The sequence below is a fragment of the Pseudomonas sp. NPDC089752 genome, assembly GCF_044748725.1.
Taxonomy (GTDB): Bacteria; Pseudomonadota; Gammaproteobacteria; order Pseudomonadales; family Pseudomonadaceae; genus Aquipseudomonas.
The window spans coordinates 74,719-97,799 of sequence record NZ_JBIVGP010000004.1 but is presented as its reverse complement, the minus strand read 5'-3'; the positions used below and the strand labels follow the sequence as shown (position 1 = coordinate 97,799).

Here is a 23,081-nt window from a genome sequence, read left to right as displayed (position 1 = left end):
ATGGTCGAAGCTCCAGTTGGGTCAATCGCTCAGACCTTGTACCCGGACGCGCGCCGTTCCGCTACGGATCATGCCGATTTTTTCTGCTGCAGCACGTGACAGGTCGATCAGCCGGCCGCGGGTGTGCGGGCCGCGGTCGTTGATGCGCACGATTACGCTGCGGTCGTTGGCGAGGTTGGTGACCAGCACTTTGCTGCCCAAAGGCAGGCTGCGGTGGGCGGCGGTGAGGCCGTTCTTGTTGAAGGGTTCGCCGCTGGCGGTGCGTTTGCCGTGGTGGCGTGAGCCGTAATAGGAGGCGGTGCCGGTCTGGTTGTAGCCGCGGGGGTCGACGTCGTGGCTGGCGCAGCCGGCCAGCAGGGAGAAGAGGGTGAGGGTGGCGAGGGATCTTTTTAGCAAGTTGGGAGCTCCGGGATTGGGGCCGCTGTGCGGCCCATCGCGGATGAATCCGCTCCTACAGGGGCTGCGCGGTGTATGTAGGAGCGGATTCATCCGCGATCGAGGGCAAAGCCCTCGCCGCTTTTTTCAGCTCACCCTTCGAGCTTGGCCTTGAGCATTTGGTTCACTTGCCCAGGGTTGGCCTTGCCCTTCGACGCCTTCATCGCCTGACCGACGAAGAAGCCGAACATCTTGCCGCGCTTGGCCTCGTCGGCGGCGCGGTACTGTTCGACCTGTTCGGCATTGGCGGCGAGCATCTCGTCGAGCATCTTGTCGATCGCACCAGTGTCGGTGACCTGTTTCAGGCCTTTGCTTTCGATGATGCTGTCGGCATCGCCTTCACCGGCGGCCATGGCCTCGAACACGGTCTTGGCGATCTTGCCGCTGATGGTGTTGTCGCGGATACGCAGCAGCATGCCACCAAGTTGTTCGGCGCTGACCGGCGCCTGGTCGATCTCGATGCCCAGCTTGTTCAGCAGGCTGCCCAGCTCGACCATGACCCAGTTGGCCGCCAGCTTGGCGTCGCCGCCAATCTTCACCACCTGCTCGAAGTAGTCCGCCTGTTCGCGGCTGGAGGCCAGCACGTTGGCGTCGTAAGCCGACAGGCCGTACTGGCTCTGGAAGCGCTCGACCTTCTGCGGCGGCAGTTCCGGCAAGCCGGCGCGAATGGTTTCGAGGTAGCTGTCCTCGATGACCACCGGCAGCAGGTCCGGGTCGGGGAAGTAACGGTAGTCGTTGGCTTCCTCCTTGCTGCGCATGGAGCGGGTCTCGTCCTTGTTCGGGTCATACAGGCGGGTTTCCTGGATGACCTTGCCGCCGTCCTCGATCAGGTCGATCTGGCGCTGGATTTCGCTGTTGATCGCGCGCTCGATGAAGCGGAACGAGTTGACGTTCTTGATCTCGCAGCGGGTGCCGAACTCGGTTTGGCCTTTCGGGCGGATCGAGACGTTGCAGTCGCAGCGCAGCGAGCCTTCGGCCATGTTGCCGTCGCAGATGCCCAGGTAACGCACCAGCGCGTGGATCGCCTTGACGTAGGCCACGGCTTCCTTGGCGCTGCGCATGTCCGGTTCGGAGACGATTTCCAGCAGCGGGGTGCCGGCACGGTTCAGGTCGATGCCAGTGGAGCCGCTGAAGTCTTCGTGCAGGCTCTTGCCGGCGTCTTCTTCGAGGTGCGCGCGGGTCACGCCGATGCGCTTGATGGTGCCGTCTTCCAGGGCGATGTCCAGGTGGCCCTTGCCGACGATCGGCAGGTCCATCTGGCTGATCTGGTAACCCTTGGGCAGGTCCGGGTAGAAGTAGTTCTTGCGCGCGAACACGTTGCGCTTGCCGATCTCGGCATCGATCGCCAGGCCGAACATGCAGGCCATGCGCACGGCTTCCTGGTTGAGCACCGGCAGTACGCCGGGCATCCCCAGGTCAACCAGGCTGGCCTGGGTGTTCGGCTCGGAACCGAAGGTGGTGGCGCTGCCGGAGAAGATCTTCGACTGGGTGGCCAGCTGGGTATGAATCTCCAGCCCGATCACAACTTCCCATTGCATGTGTGAATTCCTCAGAAGCCGTTGGGGGCGCGGGTGTGCCAGTCGGTGACTTGCTGGTAACGGTGCGCGACGTTGAGCAGGCGGCCTTCCTGGAAGTACGGGGCCAGCAGCTGCACGCCGACCGGCAGGCCATCGACGAAGCCGGCTGGCATCGACAGGCCCGGCAGGCCCGCCAGGTTGGCGGTGATGGTGTAGACGTCTTCAAGGTACGCGGCGACCGGGTCGCTGCTCTTGGCGCCCAGCTTCCAGGCCGGGTTCGGCGTGGTTGGGCCAAGGATCAGGTCGACACCCTCGAAGGCGGCCATGAAGTCGTTCTTGATCAGGCGGCGGATCTGCTGCGCCTTGACGTAGTAGGCGTCGTAGTAGCCGGCCGACAGGGCGTAGGTGCCGACCATGATGCGCCGCTGCACTTCGGCACCGAAGCCTTCGCCGCGGGAGCGCTTGTACAGGTCGGTCAGGTCCTTGGGCTCTTCGCAACGGTAGCCGAAGCGTACGCCATCGAAGCGCGACAGGTTGGAGGAGGCTTCGGCCGGCGCGATCACGTAGTACGCCGGGATGGCGTGCTGCATGTTCGGCAGGCTGATTTCCTTGACCACCGCGCCGAGTTTTTCCAGCTCCTTGACGCTGGCCTGAACCAGCTCGGCGATGCGCGGGTCGAGGCCGGCGCCGAAGTATTCCTTCGGCAGGCCGATGCGCAGGCCTTGCAGCGAGGCGTTGAGGTTGGCGCTGTAGTCCGGCACCGGCTCATCGATGCTGGTGGAGTCCTTGGCGTCGAAACCGGCCATGCCTTGCAGCAGCAGCGCGCAGTCCTCGGCAGTGCGTGCCAGCGGGCCGCCCTGATCGAGGCTGGAGGCGTAGGCAATCATGCCCCAGCGCGAAACACGACCGTACGTCGGTTTCAGGCCGGTGAGGTTGGTCAGTGCTGCCGGCTGTCGGATCGAGCCGCCGGTGTCGGTGCCGGTGGTCACCGGCAGCAGGCGCGCGGCCACGGCAGCCGCCGAACCACCGGACGAACCACCCGGCACGTGCTCGAGGTTCCACGGGTTCTTCACCGGGCCGTAGTGGCTGGATTCGTTGGCCGAACCCATGGCGAATTCGTCCATGTTGGTCTTGCCCAGGGTGACCATGCCGGCTTCGGCCAGCTTGGCGACCACGGTGGCGTCATACGGCGCCTTGAAGTTGTCGAGCATCTTCGAGCCGCAGCTGGTGCGTACGCCGTTGGTGCAGAACAGGTCCTTGTGGGCGATCGGCGCGCCCAGCAGCGCACCGGTCTCGCCAGCGGCGCGACGGGCGTCGGCGGCACGGGCCTGGCCCAGGGCCAGCTCCTCGGTGACGCTGATGAAGCTGTTGAGTTGCGGGTCGAGCTGCTGGATGCGCGCCAACAGGGCGCCGGTCAGCTCTTCGGAGGAAAACGACTTGTCGGCGAGTCCGCGGGCGATCTCGGCCAGGGTCAATTGATGCATGGCAGGCTCTATCCCTTACTCGATGACTTTGGGAACCAGGTACAGACCGCTTTCGGTCGAGGGTGCGATGGCCTGGTAGGCATCGCGCTGGTTGCTTTCGGTGACCTGGTCGGGACGCAGGCGCTGGCTGGCCTCCAGGGGGTGGGCCAGGGGCTCGATGCCAGTGGTGTCGACCGCTTGCATCTGGTCGACCAGCCCGAGAATGCTGTTCAGTGCATCGGTAATGCGTGGCAGTTCGCCTTCATTCAGGCCCAGGCGGGCCAGATGGGCGATCTTTTCCACGTCGCAGCGTTCAAGCGCCATGGGGATCTCCAGAGGATACAAAGAACGGAATAGGGTCCGTGATGAGGAACATGTCGGCATTTTGGCGGTCATACGGCCGCGATCATCTGCTGGCTTGCTCGGAAAAACGACCAATTTAACATATTGGCTCCTTGCCCAAAATCCCTGCCATTGTTAGAGTTTGCCGCACTTTTTTACCCACGCTTTCCCCAGGGTCACTTTCCCATGTTCAAGAAACTGCGTGGCATGTTTTCCAGCGATCTCTCCATCGACCTGGGTACTGCCAACACCCTTATTTACGTGCGTGAGCGCGGTATCGTCCTGAATGAGCCCTCGGTTGTTGCCATCCGTACCCACGGCAACCAGAAAAGCGTCGTCGCCGTCGGTACCGAAGCCAAACGCATGCTGGGCCGTACGCCCGGCAACATTGCTGCCATTCGTCCGATGAAAGACGGCGTCATCGCCGACTTCAGCGTTTGTGAAAAAATGTTGCAGTATTTCATCAACAAGGTTCACGAAAACAGCTTCCTGCAGCCCAGCCCACGCGTGCTGATCTGCGTACCGTGCAAGTCGACCCAGGTAGAGCGCCGCGCCATTCGCGAGTCGGCCCTGGGTGCCGGTGCCCGTGAAGTGTTTCTGATCGAAGAGCCGATGGCCGCCGCCATTGGTGCCGGCCTGCCGGTCGAAGAAGCCCGTGGCTCGATGGTCGTCGACATCGGTGGTGGTACCACTGAAATCGCCCTGATCTCGTTGAACGGTGTGGTCTATGCCGAATCCGTGCGCGTGGGCGGCGACCGTTTCGACGAAGCCATCGTCACTTACGTGCGCCGCAACTACGGCAGCCTGATCGGCGAATCCACCGCCGAGCGCATCAAGCAGGAAATCGGCACCGCCTACCCGGGCGGCGAAGTGCGCGAAGTCGACGTACGCGGCCGTAACCTGGCCGAAGGCGTGCCACGTGCCTTCTCGCTGAACTCCAATGAAGTCCTGGAAGCCCTGCAGGAATCCCTGGCGACCATCGTTCAGGCGGTCAAGAGCGCCCTGGAGCAATCGCCGCCGGAGCTGGCCTCCGACATCGCCGAGCGTGGCTTGGTACTGACCGGTGGTGGCGCGCTGCTGCGTGACCTCGACAAGCTGCTGGCCCAGGAAACCGGCCTGCCAGTGATCGTCGCCGAAGACCCGCTGACCTGCGTCGCCCGTGGCGGCGGTCGCGCTCTGGAGATGATGGACAAGCACGCGATGGATCTGCTCTCCAGCGAGTGATATCCAGAGCGTTCGAGCGTCCGGTTTACAGGTAGCACGTGCAGTGCTACCTGTATGCGCTGGGCTGGCGTCCGTTGGGGCGTCGTTTCCGTCAACCCGCAACCAGGCTGGTGCGTTGTCGCATGTCCAATGACCTCCTGAGTCGTCCACGAGGAACGGCCCATTAAACCGCTTTTCTCCAAGGGCCCTTCGCTGGGCGTTCGCCTGCTGGTACTGGTGGTGATGTCGGTCGCGCTGATGGTGGTCGACGCACGCTTCGACCTGCTCAAGCCTGTGCGCAGCCAGATGGGCCTGGTGCTGATGGAATCCTACTGGATCACCGATCTGCCGCAGCGCATGTGGCAAGGCGTGGCTGGCCAGTTCGGCAGCCGTACCGAGCTCATCGCCGAAAACGAGAAACTCAAGACCGAAGCCCTGCTGTTGCAGGGGCGCCTGCAAAAGCTGGCGGCCCTGACCGAGCAGAACGTGCGCCTGCGCGAGTTGCTCAACTCCTCGGCGCTGGTCAACGAGAAGGTCGAGGTGGCCGAGCTGATCGGTGTCGACCCCAACCCGTTCACCCACCGCATTCTGATCAACAAGGGCGAGCGCGACGGCGTGTTCCTCGGCCAGCCAGTGCTCGATGCCCGCGGCCTGATGGGCCAGGTGGTCGAGCTGATGCCCTACACCGCGCGCGTGCTGCTGCTGACCGACACCACCCACAGCATCCCGGTGCAGGTCAACCGCAACGGCCTGCGCGCGATCGCCAGCGGCACCGGTAACCCGGAGCGCCTCGAGCTGCGCCATGTGGCCGACACCGCTGACATCAAGGAAGGCGACTTGCTGGTGAGTTCCGGCATGGGCCAGCGTTTCCCGGCCGGGTACCCGGTGGCCACGGTCAACGAAGTGATCCACGACTCCGGCCAGCCGTTCGCCATCGTTCGCGCCATCCCGACCGCCGCGCTCAACCGCAGCCGCTACATGCTGCTGGTGTTCAGCGACCGGCGTACTCCGGAACAGCGTGCCACCGACGCGGCGCTCGCCCAGGAAGAGGCCGACCGCAAGGGCACAGGCGATACTGCGCAGCCTGCCGTCAACGCCGAGCACGCCGCCCCGGCCGCCACACCGGCGCCAGCCGCTGCAGCGCCAGCGCCCGCCAGCCCCGCCGCAGCACCTGCGGCCCCCGCGCAACCTCGGAGGCAATGATGCCCAAAGCGCGCCGTAACCACGGTTGGGTCATCTGGCTGACATTCGCCATCGGCCTGCTGCTCAGCGTTTCGCCCATGCCGCAGTTCCTTGAAGTGTTCCGGCCCATGTGGCTGGCGATGCTGGTGTCGTTCTGGACGCTGGCGGTGCCAGGCAAGGTGGGCATGACCACCGCGTTCGTGCTGGGCCTTGCCGAAGACGTGCTGTACGGCACGCTGCTGGGGCAGAACGCATTGATCCTCACCCTGATCACCTTCCTGGTGCTGACCCTGCAGCAGCGCCTGCGCATGTTCCCCATGTGGCAGCAGAGCCTGGTGATCCTGGTGATTTTCGGCATCGCCCAGCTGATCCAGTTGTGGCTGAGCGCGCTTACCGGCAACCGCCTGCCGACCCTGGCTCTGGTCTGGTCGGCAGTCATCAGCGCCTTGCTCTGGCCCTGGATCAGCTTTGCCTTGCGCGACGTGCGTCGGCGCTTGCACATCAACTGACGGCGCTGCCATCACTGACAGGGAGATGTCTGCATGAAACCACTTTACCTGGCCTCCGGCTCGCCCCGTCGGCGTGAACTGCTGACTCAGATCGGCGTGCCGTTCACCGTCACCAGCGCCCCCATCGATGAAACCCCGTTGCCCGATGAAAGCGCCGCGGCGTATGTCGAGCGCCTGGCCAAAGCCAAGGCCGAAGCGGGCCTTGCAAGCTTGAGCGGCCCGGCCGTGGTGCTTGGCGCAGACACGGCGGTGGTGCTCGATGGTCGTATTCTTGGCAAGCCGGAAAACCGCGAAGATGCCCTGGCCATGTTGGCCGACCTGGCAGGCCGTGAGCACCAGGTGCTCACCGCAGTAGCGCTGAGCGATGGTCAGTGCTGTTTGAGTGTCAGCGTCTGCAGCAACGTGCGTTTTCGCCCCATCAGCACCGAGGAAGCCCAGCGCTACTGGGCCAGTGGCGAACCGGCGGACAAAGCTGGCGGCTATGCCATCCAGGGCCTGGGCGCGGTGTTCGTGACCGGCCTTCAAGGCAGTTATTCGGCAGTAGTGGGCCTGCCCCTGAGCGAAACGGCCGAACTGCTCAGTCAATTCGGTATCGCCTGCTGGCAGATACCGGCGCTTTCGCCAGAGGTAACAAAGCAGCAGTAGCCAGCCCGGCGCCCGCGATCCATCATTACCGAAGACATTTGACGAGAGCCTGCCATGAGTGAAGAGATCCTGATCAACATCACCCCGATGGAGTCACGCGTGGCGGTGGTGGAAAACGGGGTGCTGCAGGAAGTGCACGTCGAGCGCACCCTGCGCCGTGGCATCGTCGGCAATATCTACAAGGGCAAGGTGGTGCGGGTGCTGCCGGGCATGCAGGCGGCGTTCGTCGATATTGGCCTGGAGCGCGCCGCGTTCATCCATGCTTCGGAAATTTCCCAGCGCGAAGGCTCGGCCGTGGAGACCATCACCGCACTGGTGCACGAGGGCCAGGCCCTGGTGGTGCAGGTGACCAAGGACCCGATCGGCACCAAGGGCGCGCGCCTGACCACTCAGCTGTCGATTCCGTCGCGCTACCTGGTATACATGCCGCGCAGCAGCCATGTCGGTATTTCCCTGAAGATCGAAGACGAAGCCGAGCGTGAGCGCCTCAAGCAGGTGGTCAACGACTGCGTGGACAGCGAAGACATCAAGAATGCCGGTGGCTTCATCCTGCGCACCGCCGCCGAAGGCGCACGAGCCGAAGAGATCCTCCAGGACATCCGCTACCTGCGCCGCTTGTGGGAGCAGATCGGCAGCCAGATCCAGACGTGCGGCGCGCCGACGGTCATCTACGAAGACCTCGGCCTGGCCCTGCGTACCCTGCGTGACCTGGTCAACCCGAAGATCGAGAAGATCCGCATCGACTCGCGGGAAACCTTCCAGAAGACCACGCAGTTCGTCGCCGAACTGATGCCGGAGATCGCCGACCGCCTGGAACACTACCCGGGCGAGCGGCCGATCTTCGACTTGTATGGCGTCGAAGATGAAATCCAGCGGGCGCTGGAGCGCAAGGTTCCGCTCAAGTCCGGCGGCTACCTGGTGGTCGACCCAGCCGAAGCGATGACCACCATCGACGTCAATACCGGGGCCTTCGTCGGCCACCGCAACCTTGAAGAGACCATCTTCAAGACCAACCTCGAAGCGGCCACGGCGATTGCCCGGCAGCTGCGCCTGCGCAACATCGGCGGGATCATCATCATCGACTTCATCGACATGGAAGACGAGGAGCATCAGCGCCAGGTGCTACGCACCCTGGAGAAGCAGCTGGAGCGTGATCACGCCAAGACCAACATCATCGGCATCACCGAACTGGGCCTGGTGCAGATGACCCGCAAGCGCACGCGTGAGAGCCTCGAACAAGTGCTGTGCGAGCCGTGCCTGGCCTGCCAGGGCCGGGGGAAGCTAAAAACCCCGGAAACCATCTGTTATGAAATTTTCCGCGAGATCCTCCGCGAAGCCCGTGCTTATCAGGCAGAAGGCTACCGAGTGTTGGCCAACCAGAAGGTGGTCGACCGATTGCTCGATGAGGAATCCGGCAATGTCGCCGAGCTTGAGGCGTTCATTGGCCGAACCATTCGCTTCCAGGTCGAGTCGATGTATTCGCAGGAACAGTACGATGTGGTGTTGCTCTGAGGCATTCTTACTCGCGCCATAGGTTGCTCGGGCTGGCAAAACCAGCACTACCAGCCATCATGGATAAACGACCTGGAGGGCAATGGCCATGGGACGTCTGACCCGCGTTCTTGTCGCCTTGACCCGTTGGGGGCTGGGCATCTGCGCCTTGCTGGCGGTATTGGTGGCGCTGTATGTGAGCCTCGGTCGCGAGTTGGTGCCACTGGTGGCTGAGTACCGCGCCGACCTTGAAGCCAAGGCCGAGCAGGCATTGGGGCTGCCGGTGCATGTGGGCGCGCTCGAAGGGCGCTGGAGTGGCCTGGCGCCGGTGCTGCGGGTTCGAGACCTGCAGCTGGGCGAGGGCACTTCGGCCTTGCGCCTGGATGACGTCAAGGTGGTGCCCGACCTGTGGGGCAGCCTGACCTCCCGTGAAGTGCGCCTGGCTCATGTTCAATTGGGTGGCCTGCAACTGATCCTGCGTGAAGACGAGCAGGGCGCCTGGGCGCTCGAAGGCTTGCCGAAAAAAGACGACGCGCCGCTGGACCCTGCTGAGTTGCTGCAGCGCCTGCGTCAGCTGGGGCGCATCGATGTGTTCGACAGCCAGGTAACCCTGCAGCCCTGGCAGCGTGATCCATTGACCCTCACCTATGTCAGCCTTGGCCTGCAGGCCGGTGCCTCGCGTCAGTCGCTGGACCTGCGCGCGACCTTGCCGGACGGCCAGCCACTGGCACTCGACCTTCGCAGCCGTGCAACGGCCAAGGCCTGGCGCGATGGCCAGGTCGAGGCCTATCTGAGCCTGCCGCAGAGCGACTGGTCAAGCTGGCTGCCTCCACGGCTGCTTGGCCAGTGGAAGGCCGAGACGTTGCGGGCCGGTGGCGAATTCTGGGTCGACTGGCGCAAAGGGCGGCTGGAGCAGGCAGTGGTCCGCCTCAATGGCCCGCAACTGCGCGGTGCCTATGCCGAGCGCAAGGCTGTCACCCTGGACAACCTTGCGCTGGAAGCCTGGTTCCAGCGCCGCGAGCAAGGCTTCGATGTGGTCGTCGACTCGCTGGCTGCCAGTATTGGCAAGACCCGATGGGAGTCGCACCTGCAATTGCGTCAGCGCCCGGGCGAGGATTCGGCCGGGGAAAGCTGGCAGGTGCAGGCGGATCGCCTCGACCTCACCCCGCTGACGCCTCTGATCAATGCCCTGGCGCCGTTGCCGGACAAGCTCATGGACGTGGTCGATGCCCTGAACGTGACCGGTGCCTTGCGCAACGTCCGCCTGGATATTCGACCCAAGGCCGAGGGCAATGACCGCCTGCAGTTCGCCGCCAATCTGGAGAAGGTCGGTTTCGACGCCTATCACGGCGCACCCGCGGCCGGGAATGTCAGCGGCAGCATCAGTGGTGACCTCGGGCATGGTGAGTTACGCCTTGATACCGATGCGTTCATGTTGCATTTGTACCCGATCTTCGCCAAACCTTGGCATTACCTGAAAGCCAATGCGCGCTTGACCTACGCCCTCGACCAGGACGGTTTCACCCTCACCGCACCCTACCTCAAGGTGCTGGGCGAGGAGGGCAAGATCGCCGGTGATTTCCTGATCCGCCTGCTGTTCAAGGAAGGCAGTGAAAGCTACATGGACTTGCGCGTCGGCCTCACCGAGGGGGACGGCCGCTACACCGCCAAGTATCTGCCAGAGGTGCTCAGCCCAGCATTGGACGAGTGGCTGCGCAGTGCCATCGTCAAAGGCAATGTCGATCAGGGCTATTTCCAGTACCAGGGCTCGCTGAACCACGGTGCCAGCCCCGAATCACGCAGCATCAGCCTGTTCTTCAAGGTGCACGACGCCGCACTGGACTTCCAACCCGGCTGGCCACAGGTGCAACACGTCGATGGTGATGTGTTCATCGAAGATAGCGGCGTGCGCATCAACGCCAGTAAAGGTGTGTTGCTGGATACCAAGGTCAACGATGTGAGCGTGAATATTCCTCATGTGGAAGGTGACCAACACAGCCACCTGTACCTTGATGGAGGCTTTGACGGCAGCCTTGGCGATGGCTTGAAGATTCTCAAGGAGGCGCCGATCGGCACCGGCGAGATCTTTGCCGGCTGGGAAGGCGAGGGGCCGCTCAAGGGCAAGCTCAAACTCGACATTCCGCTGGCCAAGGGGGAGCGGCCGAAGGTACTGGTCGACTTTGCCACCACCGATGCGCGCCTGAAGGTGGCGCCGCCGAGCCTTGAACTGAGCCGGCTGAAAGGCGATTTCAGCTTCGATTTCGACAAAGGCTTGAGCGGCAAGAATATTGCCCTGCAAGCGTTCGGCAAGCCGGTGACCGCGCAGATCACGGCCGAAGGGCAGCCTGGGCAGATGCAGACGCGCATCAACGCCAATGGCCAGGTATCGCTCAAAGCGCTGACCGACTGGCTGCAGTTCAAGCAAACCTTGCCCGCCTCAGGTGATCTGCCCTATCAACTGCAGGTCAATCTCGGCAGCCGCGACAACAGTCTGAGCGTCAATTCGTCGCTCAAGGGCCTGGCCATCGACCTGCCCGCACCGTTCGGCAAGGCGGCGGCCGACACCCGTGACACCCGTTTCAGCATGAATCTGCAGGGCGCGGAGCGGCGTTTCGACGTGGCTTATGCTGATCTCGCGCGCTTCGCCTATGCCGCACCTAACGACAAGCTGGGCGAGGGGCGTGGTGAGTTGCTGCTGGGTACCGGTGAGGCGCAAGTGCCTGCTGGCCAGGGCCTGCGTGTGCGTGGGCGACTTGAGAGCCTGGACCTGGCGCCGTGGCAAGCGCAGATGGACCGCTTCGCCGGTGACGACCCCGGCGGGAATGCCCGGCAGAGCCTGCAGAGTGTCGACCTGAGCATCGGCCAACTGAAGGCCTTCGGCATGGACCTCAATCAGGCCGTCGTACGGCTGGCCCGTGGTGGCCCGGCCTGGGACTTGCGTCTGGACAGCAAGGAAGTGATCGGCAACGCACGCTTGCCCGACGCCAAGGGCGCAGCAATGACCGTGCGTCTGCAAACCCTGCGCCTGCCTGCGGCCGACCCGGCTGAAGCACAGACCGAAGAGGGGCCTGACCCCTTGGCCTCGTTCGACCCGCGCAAGGTGCCGGCGCTGGACCTGACCATCGACAAGCTGTACCGCGGCGACGACCTGTATGGCAACGTCGCGCTGAAACTGCGCCCGACCACCCGCGGTGTGGCGGCGCAGGATATCGACCTCGATTTCAAAGGCCTGCACATCGACGGCAGTGGCGGCTGGGAGGGCGAAACCGGGGCCACCAGCAGTTGGTACAAGGGCCGCCTGGACGGCAAGAACCTCGCCGACGTGCTCAAGGCCTGGGGCTTCGCGCCCACCGTGACCAGCCGTGACTTCCGCCTGGACGTGGACGGGCGCTGGCCAGGTTCGCCGGCCTGGGTCGGCCTCAAGCGCTTCTCCGGGAGCATGGACGCCGCCTTGCGCACCGGTCAATTCGTCGAGGTGGAGGGCGGCGCCCAGGCCTTGCGGGTATTCGGCCTGCTCAACTTCAATTCCATTGGTCGGCGCCTGCGCCTGGACTTCTCCGACCTGTTCGACAAAGGCCTGGCTTATGACAGGGTCAAGGGGCTGCTGGTGGCCAGCGACGGCGTCTACGTGACCCGCGAGCCTATCAGCGTCACGGGACCTTCGAGCAATTTCGAACTCGATGGCACCCTCGACCTGGTCCGTGACCGGGTCGATGCCAACCTTCAGGTGTCGCTGCCAGTGACCAACAACCTGCCGCTGGCGGCGCTGATCGTCGGTGCGCCAGCGGTCGGTGGCGCGCTGTTCCTGGTCGATCGGCTGATCGGTGACCGGGTGTCGCGCTTCGCCAGCGTGCACTATCGCGTCGAAGGGCCGTGGAAAGAGCCTAGAATCACCTTTGTGAAACCCTTCAACAAGTAGTCAGGAGTGCCCATGAAGGTAGCGGTCATCCAGATGGTCAGCCAGAACGATGTACTGGCCAACCTGCAGCGTGCGGGCGCTCTGCTTGAACAGGCGGCGCTTGGCGGCGCGCGGCTGGCGGTACTGCCGGAGAACTTCGCGGCTATGGGACGCAAGGACGCCGCTGCGATCGGTCGGGCCGAAGCGCTGGGAGACGGTCCGATCCTGCCCTGGTTGAAACGCACCGCTCGCGACCTCAGGTTATGGATTGTCGCCGGCACCTTGCCGCTGCCGCCGGTTGGGCAGCCCAATGCCAAAGCCCATGCCTGTTCGCTGTTGATCGACGAGCACGGCGAGGTGGTGGCGCGCTATGACAAGCTGCACCTGTTCGACGTGGACGTAGCCGACAACCGTGGTCGCTACCGCGAGTCCGACGATTATGCCCATGGCGCCCAGGTGGTGGTGGCCGATACCCCGGTGGGCCGCTTGGGCCTTAGTGTTTGCTACGACCTGCGCTTCCCCGAACTTTACAGCGCCCTGCGCGCTGCCGGCGCGGAATTGATCACGGCACCTGCCGCATTTACCGCGGTCACAGGGGCAGCGCATTGGGACGTGCTGATTCGCGCCCGGGCCATCGAAACCCAGTGCTATGTACTCGCCGCAGCCCAGGGCGGCACCCATCCAGGCCCGCGGGAAACCCACGGGCACGCGGCGATCGTCGACCCCTGGGGGCGGATCGTCGCGCAACAGGCGCAAGGTGAAGCGGTATTGCTCGCCGAGCGCGACATCGATGAACAGGCGTCCATTCGGGCGCGCATGCCGGTTGCTTCGCACCGGCGCTTTTTCTCGCAGGACGTCTTGCGGCCTGCGCACACCTCGGAGTGACTATGAGCCAGATGTTATCCACCGTCAGCGAGCAGCTCCTGGCCCCAGGCGGGCTGACCCTGGACAGCCTGCAGGCTGTGCTGGGCGAGTTGGCGGGGCCGGGCATCGACGCCGCCGACCTGTACTTCCAGGGCCAGATCTCGGAAACCTGGGCGTTGGAGGACGGTATCGTCAAAGAAGGCAGCTTCAACCTTGATCAAGGCGTGGGCGTGCGTGCCCAGTCGGGAGAGAAAACCGGTTTTGCCTACAGCAACGCGATCAACCTCGAAGCGCTGACTTCGGCGGCGCGTGCTGCCCGTTCGATTTCCCGCGCTGGCCAAAATGGCACGGTTCAGGCGTTTCGCAGTCAGGACGTCACGGCCCTGTACGCCCCCGACAACCCGCTGGACGTACTCAGCCGCGCCGAAAAAGTCGAGCTGCTCAAGCGTGTGGATGTCGCCACGCGGGCGCTGGACCCGCGCATCCAGCAGGTCAGTGTGAGTATGGCTGGGGTCTGGGAGCGCATTCTGATTGCTGCCGCGGATGGTAGCCTGGCTGCCGATGTGCGGCCGCTGGTGCGGTTCAACGTCAGCGTCATCGTCGAGCAGAACGGCCGTCGCGAACGCGGCGGGCAGGGTGGTGGCGGGCGTACCGACTACCGCTTCTTCACTGAGGATCGGGTCATGGGCTATGCCCGTGAAGCGCTGCGCCAGGCGTTGGTCAATCTTGAAGCGATTCCTGCGCCTGCCGGTACGTTGCCGGTGGTGCTGGGCTCGGGTTGGTCGGGCGTGCTGCTGCACGAAGCGGTTGGCCATGGCCTGGAAGGCGACTTCAACCGCAAGGGCAGTTCGGCGTTCAGCGGCCGTATTGGCGAGAAGGTTGCGTCGAGCCTGTGCACCATCGTCGATGACGGTACCCTGGAAGGCCGCCGTGGCTCGCTGAGCGTCGACGATGAAGGCACGCCGACCGAGTGCACCACGCTGATCGAGAACGGTGTGCTCAAGGGCTACATGCAGGACAAGCTCAATGCACGCCTGATGGGCATGGCAGTGACCGGCAACGGCCGCCGCGAATCGTACGCCCACCTGCCGATGCCGCGCATGACCAACACCTACATGCGCGCCGGTGAAAGCGACCCACAGGAAATCATCGCCTCGGTGAAGAAGGGCATCTACTGCGCCAACCTCGGCGGTGGGCAAGTGGATATCACCAGCGGCAAGTTCGTGTTCTCGACCAGCGAAGCCTATTTGATCGAAGACGGCAAAATCACTGCGCCGGTCAAAGGTGCGACGCTGATCGGCAATGGGCCTGAAGCCATGAGCCGGGTGTCGATGGTCGGTAATGACCTGGCGCTGGACAGTGGCGTGGGCACTTGTGGCAAGGATGGGCAGTCGGTGCCGGTAGGCGTTGGTCAGCCGACATTGAAGCTGGATGCGATCACCGTCGGTGGTACCGGGGCCTGAAGGCTGTGGAGATCTCTGTGGGAGCGGGCTTGTCCCGCGAAGAAGGCCACGCGGTAGTGGCTGGCACCGGCTTCGCCGGTGTTCGCGGGGCAAGCCCGCTCCCACAGGTCTGTGTTATCGACGTATTAGCGCAGGCCGCGCTGAAGCTCGTCGAGGTCGCGAATGTATTTGAAGACCTTGCGCGCAGCGGCAGGCGGTTTGTTCCGCGCCTTTTCGTGCTGGGCGTGACGGATCAGGGAACGCAGTTGCTGACGGTCGGTGTCGGGGTACTCGTTGACGAAGCGTTCAAGGTCTTCGTCGTTACCGTCGATCAGGCGGTCGCGCCACTTTTCCAGGGCGTGGAAGCGCTCGTTGTACTGGCGGCTGGAGCTGTCGATCTGTTCGAGCACCGCGTGGATGGCGTCCAGGTCCTGGTCGCGCATCAGCTTGCCGACGAACGACATGTGCCGTTTGCGGGCACCGTGGGCGGTGTGCTTGCAGGCTTCGGCCAGGGCCTTGCGCAGCTCGTCGGTCAACGGCAGGCGTGCCAGGGTGTCGGCCTTGACCGTGGTCAGGCGCTCGCCGAGTTCGACCAGCGCATGCAGCTCGCGCTTGATCTGGGTTTTGCTTTTTTCGCCGTCGAAGGCGTCGTCGTATGAATCAACCATGGTGGCAGTCCGCTAGAAATCGTCGCCATGATAACCAGTCGGGGGCCGCTTGTCCGGCCCAGTCGTAGAATGCCCCCCGCCGAACGAAGAATTTGAGTGGAGAAAACCATGAGTGCAGTCCAGAGCGTAGGCCCCAAGGACCTGCCAGCCTTGCAGGAGCAAGTCGAAGCGATTATTGCCGAAGCTCGCAAGCAAGGCGCCAGTGCCTGCGAAGTGGCGGTGTCGCTGGAGCAGGGCCTGTCCACCAGCGTGCGTCAGCGTGAAGTCGAGACAGTCGAATTCAATCGCGACCAGGGCTTCGGGATCACCCTTTATGTCGGCCAGCGAAAAGGCTCGGCCAGCACCTCGGCCAGTGGCCCGGAGGCCATCCGCGAAACCGTTGCCGCCGCCCTGGCGATTGCCAAGCACACCTCCGAAGACGAGTGCTCGGGGCTGGCTGACGCGGCGCTGATGGCCCGCGATATCCCGGACCTGGACCTTTACCATGACTGGGACATCGAGCCCGAGCAGGCCATCGAGATGGCGTTGGCCTGTGAGGCCGCCGCCTTCGACGCTGACCCGCGCATTCTCAACGCCGATGGCACCACCCTCAATACCCACCAGGGCTGCCGTGTGTACGGCAACAGCCATGGCTTCATCGGCGGCTACGCCTCGACCCGGCACAGCCTCAGCTGTGTGATGATCGCCGAAGGCGACGGGCAGATGCAGCGTGATTACTGGTATGACGTGAACCGTCAAGGCAACCTGTTGGCCGACCCACGCAGCATTGGCCAGCGCGCTGCGCAGCGTGCCGCCAGCCGCCTCGGTGCGCGTCCGGTGAAAACCTGTGAAGTGCCGGTGCTGTTCTCCGCAGAGTTGGCCGGAGGCCTGTTCGGCAGCTTCCTGTCGGCGATTTCCGGTGGCAACCTGTACCGCAAGTCGTCGTTCCTCGACGGTGCCATTGGCCAGCGCCTGTTCCCTTCTTGGCTGACCCTGGATGAGCGCCCGCACATTCCGCGCGCCTTGGGCAGTGCGGCGTTCGACGGTGATGGCCTGGCCACCTACGCCAAGCCGTTCGTCGACAAAGGCGAGCTGGTTTCTTACCTGCTGGGCACCTACTCCGGTCGCAAACTCGGTCTGCCGAGCACGGCCAACTCGGGCGGCGTGCACAATCTTTACGTCACCCATGGCGTCGAGGATCAAGCGGCGCTGATCCGGCGCATGGGCCGTGGCTTGCTGGTCACTGAGCTGATGGGTCACGGTCTGAACATGGTGACCGGCGATTACTCACGGGGTGCGGCGGGCTTCTGGGTCGAGAATGGCGAAATTCAGCATGCGGTGCAGGAAGTGACCATCGCCGGGAACATGAAAGACATGTTCCAACAAATTGTCGCGATCGGCAGTGATCTTGAAACCCGCAGTAATATCCATACCGGCTCTGTGCTGATTGAGAAGATGACGGTTGCAGGAAGCTGATGAGTTAGCGTTTCCAGCAAATACAAGAGACCCGGCCATCGCGCCGGGTTTTTTCTTTCATCACGCCACACTTGAAGTGATTCTGTTTATCACTTAATAATGAATATCATTATCCAGTAACTCCGGTCGATGATGTTCATGAAAACCGTCCTCCACGAACTGCCCTACCTGGAAAACTGGCGCTGGCTCAGCCGGCGCATCCGTTGCGCTCTCGAGCCCGATGAGCCGCGCCTGATCGAGCACTACCTGGCCGAAGGCCGCTACCTGGTGTGCTGCACCGAAACTTCGCCATGGACGGTGGCGCTGACCTCCTTCCGCCTGCTGCTGGATACCGCCTGCGACCGCATGCTGCCGTGGCATTGGCGCTGCCTGTGCCTGGACCAGGCCTGGCGTCCATTGCTCGACCTGCGCAACCTCGACCGCCAGGAACACAACCAGCGCTGGCAGCCTTACGCCCTGCAACTGGCCAATTGCCGGTTGCTGCCGTCGATTTCTCCCGATGAACTGATGCAAGGATTTGATGATGAGTGATACCCGTATCGAGCGTGACAGCATGGGTGAACTGCAGGTGCCGGCCCAGGCCCTGTACGGCGCCCAGACCCAGCGCGCGGTCGACAACTTCCCGATCAGCGGCCAACGCATGCCGGCCCAGTTCATTCGCGCCCTGCTGCTGGCCAAGGCCGCCGCCGCCAAGGCCAACATCGAACTCGAGCAGATTTCTGCAGGGCAGGGCGAGGCCATCGTCAAGGCGGTCGAGCAACTGCTGGCCGACGACTTCATCCAGCACTTCCCGGTGGACGTGTACCAGACCGGCTCCGGCACCAGCTCGAACATGAACGCCAACGAGGTCATTGCCACCTTGGCCAGCCGCCTGCACAGCGAGCCGGTCAATGCCAACGACCACGTCAACTGCGGCCAGAGCAGCAACGACATCATCCCGACCACCATCCACGTCAGTGCCGCCCTGGCACTGCATGAGCAACTGCTGCCCGCGCTGGATCACCTGGTGCAGGTGATCGAAGCCAAGTCGGGGCAGGTACACCAGTACGTGAAGACTGGCCGTACCCACCTGATGGATGCCATGCCGGTGCGCATGAGCCAGGTACTCGACGGTTGGGCAGCCCAGATCAAGGCTGCCAAGGCGCACATCGAAGCGACACTGCCGAGCCTGCAGGCGCTGGCCCAGGGCGGCACAGCCGTCGGCACCGGTATCAATGCTCACCCACAGTTTGCCGCCGGTTTCGCCCGTCAGCTGAGCGCCCTGACCCAGATCGAATTCACCCCGGGGCAGAATCTGTTCGCCCTGATCGGCTCGCAGGACACCGCCGTTGCGCTGTCTGGCCAGCTCAAGACCACTGCCGTGGCGTTGATGAAGATCGCCAACGACCTGCGCTGGATGAACTCCGGCCCGCTCGCCGGCCTTGGCGAGATCGAACTGCAAGGCCTGCAGCCGGGCTCCTCGATCATGCCGGGCAAGGTCAACCCGGTGATCCCGGAAGCCACCGCCATGGTCGCCGCCCAGGTGATCGGCAACGACGCGACCATCGCCGTAGCCGGCCAGTCGGGCAATTTCGAGCTCAACGTGATGCTGCCGGTGATCGCTCGCAACCTGCTGGAAAGCATCGAGCTGATGGCCAATGCCAGCCGCCTGCTCGCCGACAAGGCCATCGCCAGCTTCAAGGTCAACGAGGGCAAGCTCAAGGAAGCCCTGGCACGCAACCCGATCCTGGTCACCGCGCTGAACCCGATCATCGGCTACCTCAAGGCTGCCGAGATCGCCAAGACCGCCTACAAGGAAGGCCGGCCGATCATCGATGTGGCGCTGGAGCACACCGACCTGTCGCGCGACCAGCTCGAAGCGCTGCTGGACCCGGAAAAACTCACCGCTGGCGGCATCTGACTCGCGTCAGCGCTCAGGAGTAAACGTCATGCAGCACTGGAAACGCATCACTGAAACAGCCAATCGCCTCTTCGAACAGGGCGAACTGGTCGATGCCCGGGAACATTACCTGCAAGCCCTGGCCCTGGCCCAGGTGCTGTTCGAGCGCTGGCATGACGTCGACGAAGCGGTGGCGGCGTTCGTCGTCTCTCACCACAACCTGGCCGACCTGCACCTGCGGTTGAACCAGCCGCAGGAGAGCGCCGACTATCTATGCGCCGTCCATCAGCGCCTGCTCCAGGCCAGCCAGGACGCGCGCCTGCCCCAGACGCTGCGTGATGCGGCGCTGCGCCACAGCGGGCGTACCTACACCGAGTTGCTGAGTTTCATTGCCGAGTACGGCCAGTACCCGCGCACCGAGCGCCTGCTCAATCGGCAGGCATCCTCTCCCAGCGAACTGGCAACCCAGCCGGACCTGATGTCCAGAACCCAAGCCTACGGAATCCACTGACATGCCTCATACCTTGCCTGCACTGCCTTATGCCTACGATGCACTGGAACCGCACATCGATACTCAGACCATGGAGATTCACCACACCAAGCACCATCAGACTTACGTCAACGGCCTCAATGCGGCTATCGAGGGCAGCGAATGGGCCGAATGGCCGGTTGAAAAGCTGGTTGGTGCGGTCAAGCAGCTGCCTGAGAACCTGCGCGGTGCGGTCACCAACCATGGTGGTGGGCATGCCAACCACTCGCTGTTCTGGACCGTCATGTCGCCGAAGGGCGGTGGTCAGCCGCAGGGCCAGGTAGCCAAGGCGATCGAGACCGAACTGGGTGGTTTCGAGGCCTTCAAGGAAGCCTTCACCAAAGCCGCGCTGACCCGCTTCGGCAGCGGTTGGGCTTGGCTCAGCGTCACCCCGGAGAAAAAACTGGTGGTCGAGAGCAGCGGCAACCAGGACAGCCCGCTGATGCACGGAAACACGCCGATCCTCGGTCTGGATGTCTGGGAGCACGCCTACTACCTTAAGTACCAGAACCGTCGACCGGAATACATCGGTGCCTTCTACAACGTCATCGACTGGGCGGAAGTGGAACGTCGATACCTAGAAGCCAGCAAGTGAGTCGAACCGGTATGCGCTCAGAGGTGATGTCTGTCAGCAGTGTGCGCCTGTTCCGGCTGGCGGTAGGCACTTTGCTGCTTTTGGTCGGCACGGCCCTGCTGGTGGCGAAGGGTATCGCCTGGCTGGACCTGGAACCGCGCATGTTGCGCGCCCTCGAGGGTGGTGCACTGTGCGCACTGGGTACAGCGCTGGGCGCGGTACCGGTGTTGGTGATTCGTAATATGCCGGTAGCCCTGGCCGATACCCTGTTGGGCTTCGGCGCCGGAGTGATGCTGGCAGCCACCGCGTTCTCGCTGATCATACCGGGGCTGGATGCCGCGCAATCCATTGGCTTCAGCCCATGGGGAGCGGGCGGCCTGATCAGTTTTGGGCTGTTGTTTGGTGCGTTGTGCCTGTTCGTAGTCGACCTCAAGGTGTCTGGCACCTCGCCCGAGGCGTTGGTCGGCAACGAAAATCAGCCGGTAATCGCGGCACGGATCTGGTTGTTCGTGATCGCCATCATCGCCCACAACATTCCCGAGGGTATGGCCATCGGAGTGTCGGCCGGTGGTGGCATGGCCGATGCCGACAGCCTTGCCATGGGCATCGCCCTGCAAGATGTACCCGAAGGCCTGGTCATCGCATTGGTGCTGGCAGGGGCGGGGATGCCGCGCTTCAAGGCATTCCTGATCGGTGCGGCATCAGGGCTGGTGGAGCCGCTGGCAGCAGTGATCTGCGCATGGTTGGTGAACGTCGCCGAGCTGCTGCTACCGCTGGGTCTGGCCTGCGCGGCGGGGGCGATGTTGCTGGTGGTGACCCAGGAGATCATTCCCGAGTCGCGTAGCAATGGCCATCACCGCTTGGCTAGCCTGGGGCTGTGTGTTGGCTTCTGCTTGATGATGGTGATGGATACGGCGATGTCGTAAGCACCGCAACCCCCGTAGGAGCGGCTTCAGCCGCGATCACCGGCAAAGCCGGTGCCAGCCACCGCGTCGCTCGCATCGCGGCTGAAGCCGCTCCTACAAGGGCTTTTCATTCGCCTTCGTCGAAATAGTTGTCGATCAACGCCACCAACGCATCCAGGGCATCACTATCCTGCTCACCTTCGGTGTGCAGGTGCACCTGGGTGCCTTTGCCCGCCGCCAGCATCATCACCGCCATGATGCTCTTGCCATCCACCAGCTTGTCTGGCGCGCGCCCCACCCGCACCTGGCAGGGGAAGCGCCCGGCCACGCCAACGAACTTGGCGGCCGCCCGGGCATGCAGGCCCAGCTTGTTGATGATGGTGATTTCACGGGCGGGCATCGTGGTGCGGATCCTGTGGCTAAAGGTCGCGGTGGCGGACCTGGACGTTTTTCAATGACTGCTGCAGCAACTGGCCAAGGCGTTCGGTGATATAGACCGAGCGGTGGTGACCGCCGGTGCAGCCGATGGCAATGGTGACATAGGCACGGTTGCTGGCGGCGAAGCGTGGCAGCCATTTGAGCAGATAGCTGGAGATATCGGAAAACATTTCTTCGACATCCGGCTGTGCGGCCAGATATTCGATAACCGGCTGCTCCAGGCCAGAATGCTCACGCAGCTCAGGCTTCCAATAGGGATTGGGCAGGCAACGCACATCGAATACCAGGTCGGCATCGACTGGCATGCCGCGCTTGAAACCGAACGATTCGACCAGAAATGCGGTGCCGGGCTCAGGTTGGTTGAGCAGGCGCAGCTTGATCGAGTCGCGCAGCTGGTACAGGTTGAGGTTGGTTGTGTCGATCTTGAGGTCGGCAAGGTCCGCAATTGGCCCGAGCAGTTCGCTTTCCACCCGGATCGCTTCGGCCAGCGAGCGGTCCGCGTTGGTCAGCGGGTGGCGTCGTCGAGTTTCCGAGAATCGCTTGAGCAGGGTATCTTCGTCGGCATCGAGAAACAGCACATCACACTGGATATGCCGACTACGGGCTTCCGCAAGCAGGTCGGGGAAGCGCGACAGATGGCTGGGCAGGTTGCGCGCATCGATCGACACCGCCACCTTCGGCTGCTGCAACTCGGTGTTGATCAGCGCGTTCTCTGCCAACTGCGGGAGCAAGCCGGCAGGAAGGTTGTCGATGCAGTAATAGCCGTTGTCTTCCAACACATCGAGGGCGGTACTTTTGCCGGAGCCGGACCGGCCGCTAACGATGATCAGGCGCATATTCAGGCCTCGTTCTGAACGTCCAGGACTACCTGGTAAAGGGCATCGCTGCTGGCGGCACTGCGCAGACGGTCGCGCACATCCTTGCGATCGAGCATGCTGGCGATCTGGCGAAGCAGTTCGAGGTGGGCGTCAGTGGCTGCTTCTGGCACCAGCAGGACGAACAGCAAATCGACTGGTGCGCCATCTATGGCGTCGTAATCGATCGGAGCGTCCAGGTGCAGCAGGGCGCTAACCGGGCCAGTGCAATCTTTGATGCGGCAGTGGGGAATGGCGATGCCATTGCCGAAACCGGTGGAGCCGAGTTTTTCCCGAGCGATCAGCTTTTCGAAGACGTCTTGCATCTCCAATTCGGGCACTTGTTCGGCAATCAGGGTGGCGACCTTTTCCAGGGCGCGCTTCTTACTGCCGCCCGGCACGTTCACCAGGGAACGGCCGGGGGTCAGGATGGTTTCAAGTCGGATCATGGATGAGGGGGATCAGCGGGCAGCCGCACCTTGCAGCAAGCTTTGCTGTTTTTCCTTGTGTTTTTTCAGTTGACGGTCGAGCTTGTCGGCCAGGGCATCGATCGCTGCATACATGTCTTCGTGTTCGGCGTTGGCAACCACTTCTCCACCGGGAATCTGCAAGGTCGCTTCGACCTTCTGCTGCAGCTTCTCGACTTTCATGATGACCTGCACGTTGGTGATCTTGTCGAAGTGACTCTCCACCCGGGCGAGCTTTTCAAGCACATAATCGCGCAGCGGTTGGGTGACTTCTACATGCTGTCCACTGATATTGACTTGCATACAGCTTCTCCTTTGTTG

23 protein-coding genes are annotated in these 23,081 nt (G+C 63.2%); 14 read left to right on the top strand and 9 right to left on the bottom strand.

The features are described 5' to 3' along the window. Positions 1 to 21 precede the first annotated feature (21 nt). From ACIPZF_RS07905 to gatC, 4 genes are all read right to left on the bottom strand, one after another. Positions 22 to 396 (bottom strand): septal ring lytic transglycosylase RlpA family protein, encoded by a 375-nt coding sequence (locus tag ACIPZF_RS07905; RefSeq protein WP_400797370.1) that lies wholly within the window; start codon positions 394 to 396, stop codon positions 22 to 24. A gap of 131 nt (positions 397 to 527) precedes the next feature. Beyond that, a complete protein-coding gene (gatB, locus tag ACIPZF_RS07900) occupies positions 528 to 1,973 on the bottom strand; it encodes an Asp-tRNA(Asn)/Glu-tRNA(Gln) amidotransferase subunit GatB (RefSeq protein ID WP_400797368.1) in 1,446 nt (481 codons plus the stop codon). Between the two features lie 11 nt (positions 1,974 to 1,984). Next, positions 1,985 to 3,436, bottom strand: a complete 1,452-nt coding sequence (gene gatA, locus ACIPZF_RS07895; protein ID WP_400797365.1) for an Asp-tRNA(Asn)/Glu-tRNA(Gln) amidotransferase subunit GatA — start codon at positions 3,434 to 3,436, stop codon at positions 1,985 to 1,987. A 15-nt stretch (positions 3,437 to 3,451) separates the two neighbouring features. Beyond that, entirely contained in the window at positions 3,452 to 3,739 is a 288-nt protein-coding gene (gene gatC, locus ACIPZF_RS07890; protein ID WP_054901051.1) for an Asp-tRNA(Asn)/Glu-tRNA(Gln) amidotransferase subunit GatC, read from the bottom strand. Positions 3,740 to 3,943: 204 nt separating this feature from the next. Between gatC and mreB the strand changes: the two genes are divergently transcribed. The 8 genes from mreB to tldD all read left to right on the top strand — a co-directional run bounded on the left by mreB (position 3,944) and on the right by tldD (position 15,012). Next, on the top strand, positions 3,944 to 4,981 hold the full coding sequence (gene mreB / locus ACIPZF_RS07885; RefSeq protein ID WP_400797363.1) for a rod shape-determining protein MreB: 1,038 nt from the start codon (positions 3,944 to 3,946) through the stop codon (positions 4,979 to 4,981). A gap of 222 nt (positions 4,982 to 5,203) precedes the next feature. Further along, positions 5,204 to 6,163 (top strand): rod shape-determining protein MreC, encoded by a 960-nt coding sequence (gene mreC / locus ACIPZF_RS07880; RefSeq protein WP_400797360.1) that lies wholly within the window; start codon positions 5,204 to 5,206, stop codon positions 6,161 to 6,163. Beyond that, positions 6,163 to 6,651, top strand: coding sequence for a rod shape-determining protein MreD (mreD, locus tag ACIPZF_RS07875; protein WP_400797358.1), 489 nt, complete (start codon positions 6,163 to 6,165; stop codon positions 6,649 to 6,651). The genes mreC and mreD overlap by 1 nt, the downstream gene beginning before the upstream one ends. Positions 6,652 to 6,684: 33 nt before the next feature. Next, positions 6,685 to 7,296 (top strand): Maf family protein, encoded by a 612-nt coding sequence (locus ACIPZF_RS07870; RefSeq protein WP_400797355.1) that lies wholly within the window; start codon positions 6,685 to 6,687, stop codon positions 7,294 to 7,296. 54 nt (positions 7,297 to 7,350) lie between these two features. After that, the gene (rng, locus tag ACIPZF_RS07865; protein ID WP_400797352.1) at positions 7,351 to 8,808 is read left to right on the top strand and encodes a ribonuclease G; all 1,458 of its coding nucleotides are present in this window, start codon (positions 7,351 to 7,353) and stop codon (positions 8,806 to 8,808) included. An 82-nt stretch (positions 8,809 to 8,890) separates the two neighbouring features. Continuing rightward, positions 8,891 to 12,706 (top strand): YhdP family protein, encoded by a 3,816-nt coding sequence (locus ACIPZF_RS07860; RefSeq protein WP_400797349.1) that lies wholly within the window; start codon positions 8,891 to 8,893, stop codon positions 12,704 to 12,706. A gap of 12 nt (positions 12,707 to 12,718) precedes the next feature. Continuing rightward, positions 12,719 to 13,570, top strand: coding sequence for a carbon-nitrogen hydrolase family protein (locus tag ACIPZF_RS07855; RefSeq protein ID WP_400797346.1), 852 nt, complete (start codon positions 12,719 to 12,721; stop codon positions 13,568 to 13,570). A gap of 2 nt (positions 13,571 to 13,572) precedes the next feature. Next, positions 13,573 to 15,012 (top strand): metalloprotease TldD, encoded by a 1,440-nt coding sequence (gene tldD / locus ACIPZF_RS07850; protein WP_400797343.1) that lies wholly within the window; start codon positions 13,573 to 13,575, stop codon positions 15,010 to 15,012. A 125-nt stretch (positions 15,013 to 15,137) separates the two neighbouring features. Here the strand turns inward: tldD and yjgA are convergent, their stop codons facing one another. After that, a complete protein-coding gene (yjgA, locus tag ACIPZF_RS07845) occupies positions 15,138 to 15,659 on the bottom strand; it encodes a ribosome biogenesis factor YjgA (RefSeq protein ID WP_400797340.1) in 522 nt (173 codons plus the stop codon). A gap of 108 nt (positions 15,660 to 15,767) precedes the next feature. Between yjgA and pmbA the strand changes: the two genes are divergently transcribed. The 6 genes from pmbA (at position 15,768) to ACIPZF_RS07815 (ending at position 21,022) form a co-directional block, all read left to right on the top strand. After that, positions 15,768 to 17,114: a metalloprotease PmbA gene (gene pmbA / locus ACIPZF_RS07840; RefSeq protein ID WP_400797337.1), complete on the top strand. Its 1,347-nt coding sequence runs from the start codon at positions 15,768 to 15,770 to the stop codon at positions 17,112 to 17,114. 129 nt (positions 17,115 to 17,243) lie between these two features. Beyond that, on the top strand, positions 17,244 to 17,645 hold the full coding sequence (locus ACIPZF_RS07835; RefSeq protein ID WP_400797335.1) for a FagA protein: 402 nt from the start codon (positions 17,244 to 17,246) through the stop codon (positions 17,643 to 17,645). Further along, on the top strand, positions 17,638 to 19,014 hold the full coding sequence (locus ACIPZF_RS07830; RefSeq protein WP_400797333.1) for a class II fumarate hydratase: 1,377 nt from the start codon (positions 17,638 to 17,640) through the stop codon (positions 19,012 to 19,014). The genes ACIPZF_RS07835 and ACIPZF_RS07830 overlap by 8 nt, the downstream gene beginning before the upstream one ends. Positions 19,015 to 19,042: 28 nt before the next feature. Continuing rightward, entirely contained in the window at positions 19,043 to 19,504 is a 462-nt protein-coding gene (locus tag ACIPZF_RS07825) for a hypothetical protein (protein ID WP_400797332.1), read from the top strand. A gap of 1 nt (position 19,505) precedes the next feature. Next, the gene (locus tag ACIPZF_RS07820) at positions 19,506 to 20,117 is read left to right on the top strand and encodes a superoxide dismutase (protein ID WP_400797329.1); all 612 of its coding nucleotides are present in this window, start codon (positions 19,506 to 19,508) and stop codon (positions 20,115 to 20,117) included. Positions 20,118 to 20,128: 11 nt separating this feature from the next. Then, positions 20,129 to 21,022, top strand: coding sequence for a ZIP family metal transporter (locus ACIPZF_RS07815; protein ID WP_400798066.1), 894 nt, complete (start codon positions 20,129 to 20,131; stop codon positions 21,020 to 21,022). 106 nt (positions 21,023 to 21,128) lie between these two features. Here the strand turns inward: ACIPZF_RS07815 and ACIPZF_RS07810 are convergent, their stop codons facing one another. The 4 genes from ACIPZF_RS07810 to hpf are packed head-to-tail and all read right to left on the bottom strand — an operon-like array spanning position 21,129 to position 23,063. Next, positions 21,129 to 21,401 (bottom strand): HPr family phosphocarrier protein, encoded by a 273-nt coding sequence (locus tag ACIPZF_RS07810; protein ID WP_400797327.1) that lies wholly within the window; start codon positions 21,399 to 21,401, stop codon positions 21,129 to 21,131. Between the two features lie 19 nt (positions 21,402 to 21,420). After that, on the bottom strand, positions 21,421 to 22,275 hold the full coding sequence (rapZ, locus tag ACIPZF_RS07805) for an RNase adapter RapZ (protein WP_400797324.1): 855 nt from the start codon (positions 22,273 to 22,275) through the stop codon (positions 21,421 to 21,423). 2 nt (positions 22,276 to 22,277) lie between these two features. Beyond that, positions 22,278 to 22,742 (bottom strand): PTS IIA-like nitrogen regulatory protein PtsN, encoded by a 465-nt coding sequence (gene ptsN, locus ACIPZF_RS07800; RefSeq protein ID WP_400797321.1) that lies wholly within the window; start codon positions 22,740 to 22,742, stop codon positions 22,278 to 22,280. Positions 22,743 to 22,754: 12 nt separating this feature from the next. Then, on the bottom strand, positions 22,755 to 23,063 hold the full coding sequence (hpf, locus tag ACIPZF_RS07795; RefSeq protein WP_003255135.1) for a ribosome hibernation-promoting factor, HPF/YfiA family: 309 nt from the start codon (positions 23,061 to 23,063) through the stop codon (positions 22,755 to 22,757). Positions 23,064 to 23,081: the final 18 nt, after the last annotated feature.

Excerpts from the sequence above, each read along its gene's own strand:
- mreC (WP_400797360.1), top strand. The coding sequence starts at position 5,204 with ATGTCGGTCGCGCTGATGGTGGTCGACGCACGCTTCGACCTGCTCAAG.
- ACIPZF_RS07815 (WP_400798066.1), top strand. The coding sequence starts at position 20,129 with ATGCGCTCAGAGGTGATGTCTGTCAGCAGTGTGCGCCTGTTCCGGCTG.
- ACIPZF_RS07855 (WP_400797346.1), top strand. The coding sequence starts at position 12,719 with ATGAAGGTAGCGGTCATCCAGATGGTCAGCCAGAACGATGTACTGGCC.
- tldD (WP_400797343.1), top strand. The coding sequence starts at position 13,573 with ATGAGCCAGATGTTATCCACCGTCAGCGAGCAGCTCCTGGCCCCAGGC.
- ACIPZF_RS07830 (WP_400797333.1), top strand. The coding sequence starts at position 17,638 with ATGAGTGATACCCGTATCGAGCGTGACAGCATGGGTGAACTGCAGGTG.
- ACIPZF_RS07810 (WP_400797327.1), bottom strand. The coding sequence starts at position 21,401 with ATGCCCGCCCGTGAAATCACCATCATCAACAAGCTGGGCCTGCATGCC.
- pmbA (WP_400797337.1), top strand. The coding sequence starts at position 15,768 with ATGAGTGCAGTCCAGAGCGTAGGCCCCAAGGACCTGCCAGCCTTGCAG.
- ptsN (WP_400797321.1), bottom strand. The coding sequence starts at position 22,742 with ATGATCCGACTTGAAACCATCCTGACCCCCGGCCGTTCCCTGGTGAAC.
- ACIPZF_RS07860 (WP_400797349.1), top strand. The coding sequence starts at position 8,891 with ATGGCCATGGGACGTCTGACCCGCGTTCTTGTCGCCTTGACCCGTTGG.
- mreD (WP_400797358.1), top strand. The coding sequence starts at position 6,163 with ATGCCCAAAGCGCGCCGTAACCACGGTTGGGTCATCTGGCTGACATTC.
- gatB (WP_400797368.1), bottom strand. The coding sequence starts at position 1,973 with ATGCAATGGGAAGTTGTGATCGGGCTGGAGATTCATACCCAGCTGGCC.
- ACIPZF_RS07870 (WP_400797355.1), top strand. The coding sequence starts at position 6,685 with ATGAAACCACTTTACCTGGCCTCCGGCTCGCCCCGTCGGCGTGAACTG.
- mreB (WP_400797363.1), top strand. The coding sequence starts at position 3,944 with ATGTTCAAGAAACTGCGTGGCATGTTTTCCAGCGATCTCTCCATCGAC.
- rapZ (WP_400797324.1), bottom strand. The coding sequence starts at position 22,275 with ATGCGCCTGATCATCGTTAGCGGCCGGTCCGGCTCCGGCAAAAGTACC.
- rng (WP_400797352.1), top strand. The coding sequence starts at position 7,351 with ATGAGTGAAGAGATCCTGATCAACATCACCCCGATGGAGTCACGCGTG.
- ACIPZF_RS07825 (WP_400797332.1), top strand. The coding sequence starts at position 19,043 with ATGCAGCACTGGAAACGCATCACTGAAACAGCCAATCGCCTCTTCGAA.
- gatA (WP_400797365.1), bottom strand. The coding sequence starts at position 3,436 with ATGCATCAATTGACCCTGGCCGAGATCGCCCGCGGACTCGCCGACAAG.
- hpf (WP_003255135.1), bottom strand. The coding sequence starts at position 23,063 with ATGCAAGTCAATATCAGTGGACAGCATGTAGAAGTCACCCAACCGCTG.
- ACIPZF_RS07835 (WP_400797335.1), top strand. The coding sequence starts at position 17,244 with ATGATGTTCATGAAAACCGTCCTCCACGAACTGCCCTACCTGGAAAAC.
- ACIPZF_RS07820 (WP_400797329.1), top strand. The coding sequence starts at position 19,506 with ATGCCTCATACCTTGCCTGCACTGCCTTATGCCTACGATGCACTGGAA.
- yjgA (WP_400797340.1), bottom strand. The coding sequence starts at position 15,659 with ATGGTTGATTCATACGACGACGCCTTCGACGGCGAAAAAAGCAAAACC.
- gatC (WP_054901051.1), bottom strand. The coding sequence starts at position 3,739 with ATGGCGCTTGAACGCTGCGACGTGGAAAAGATCGCCCATCTGGCCCGC.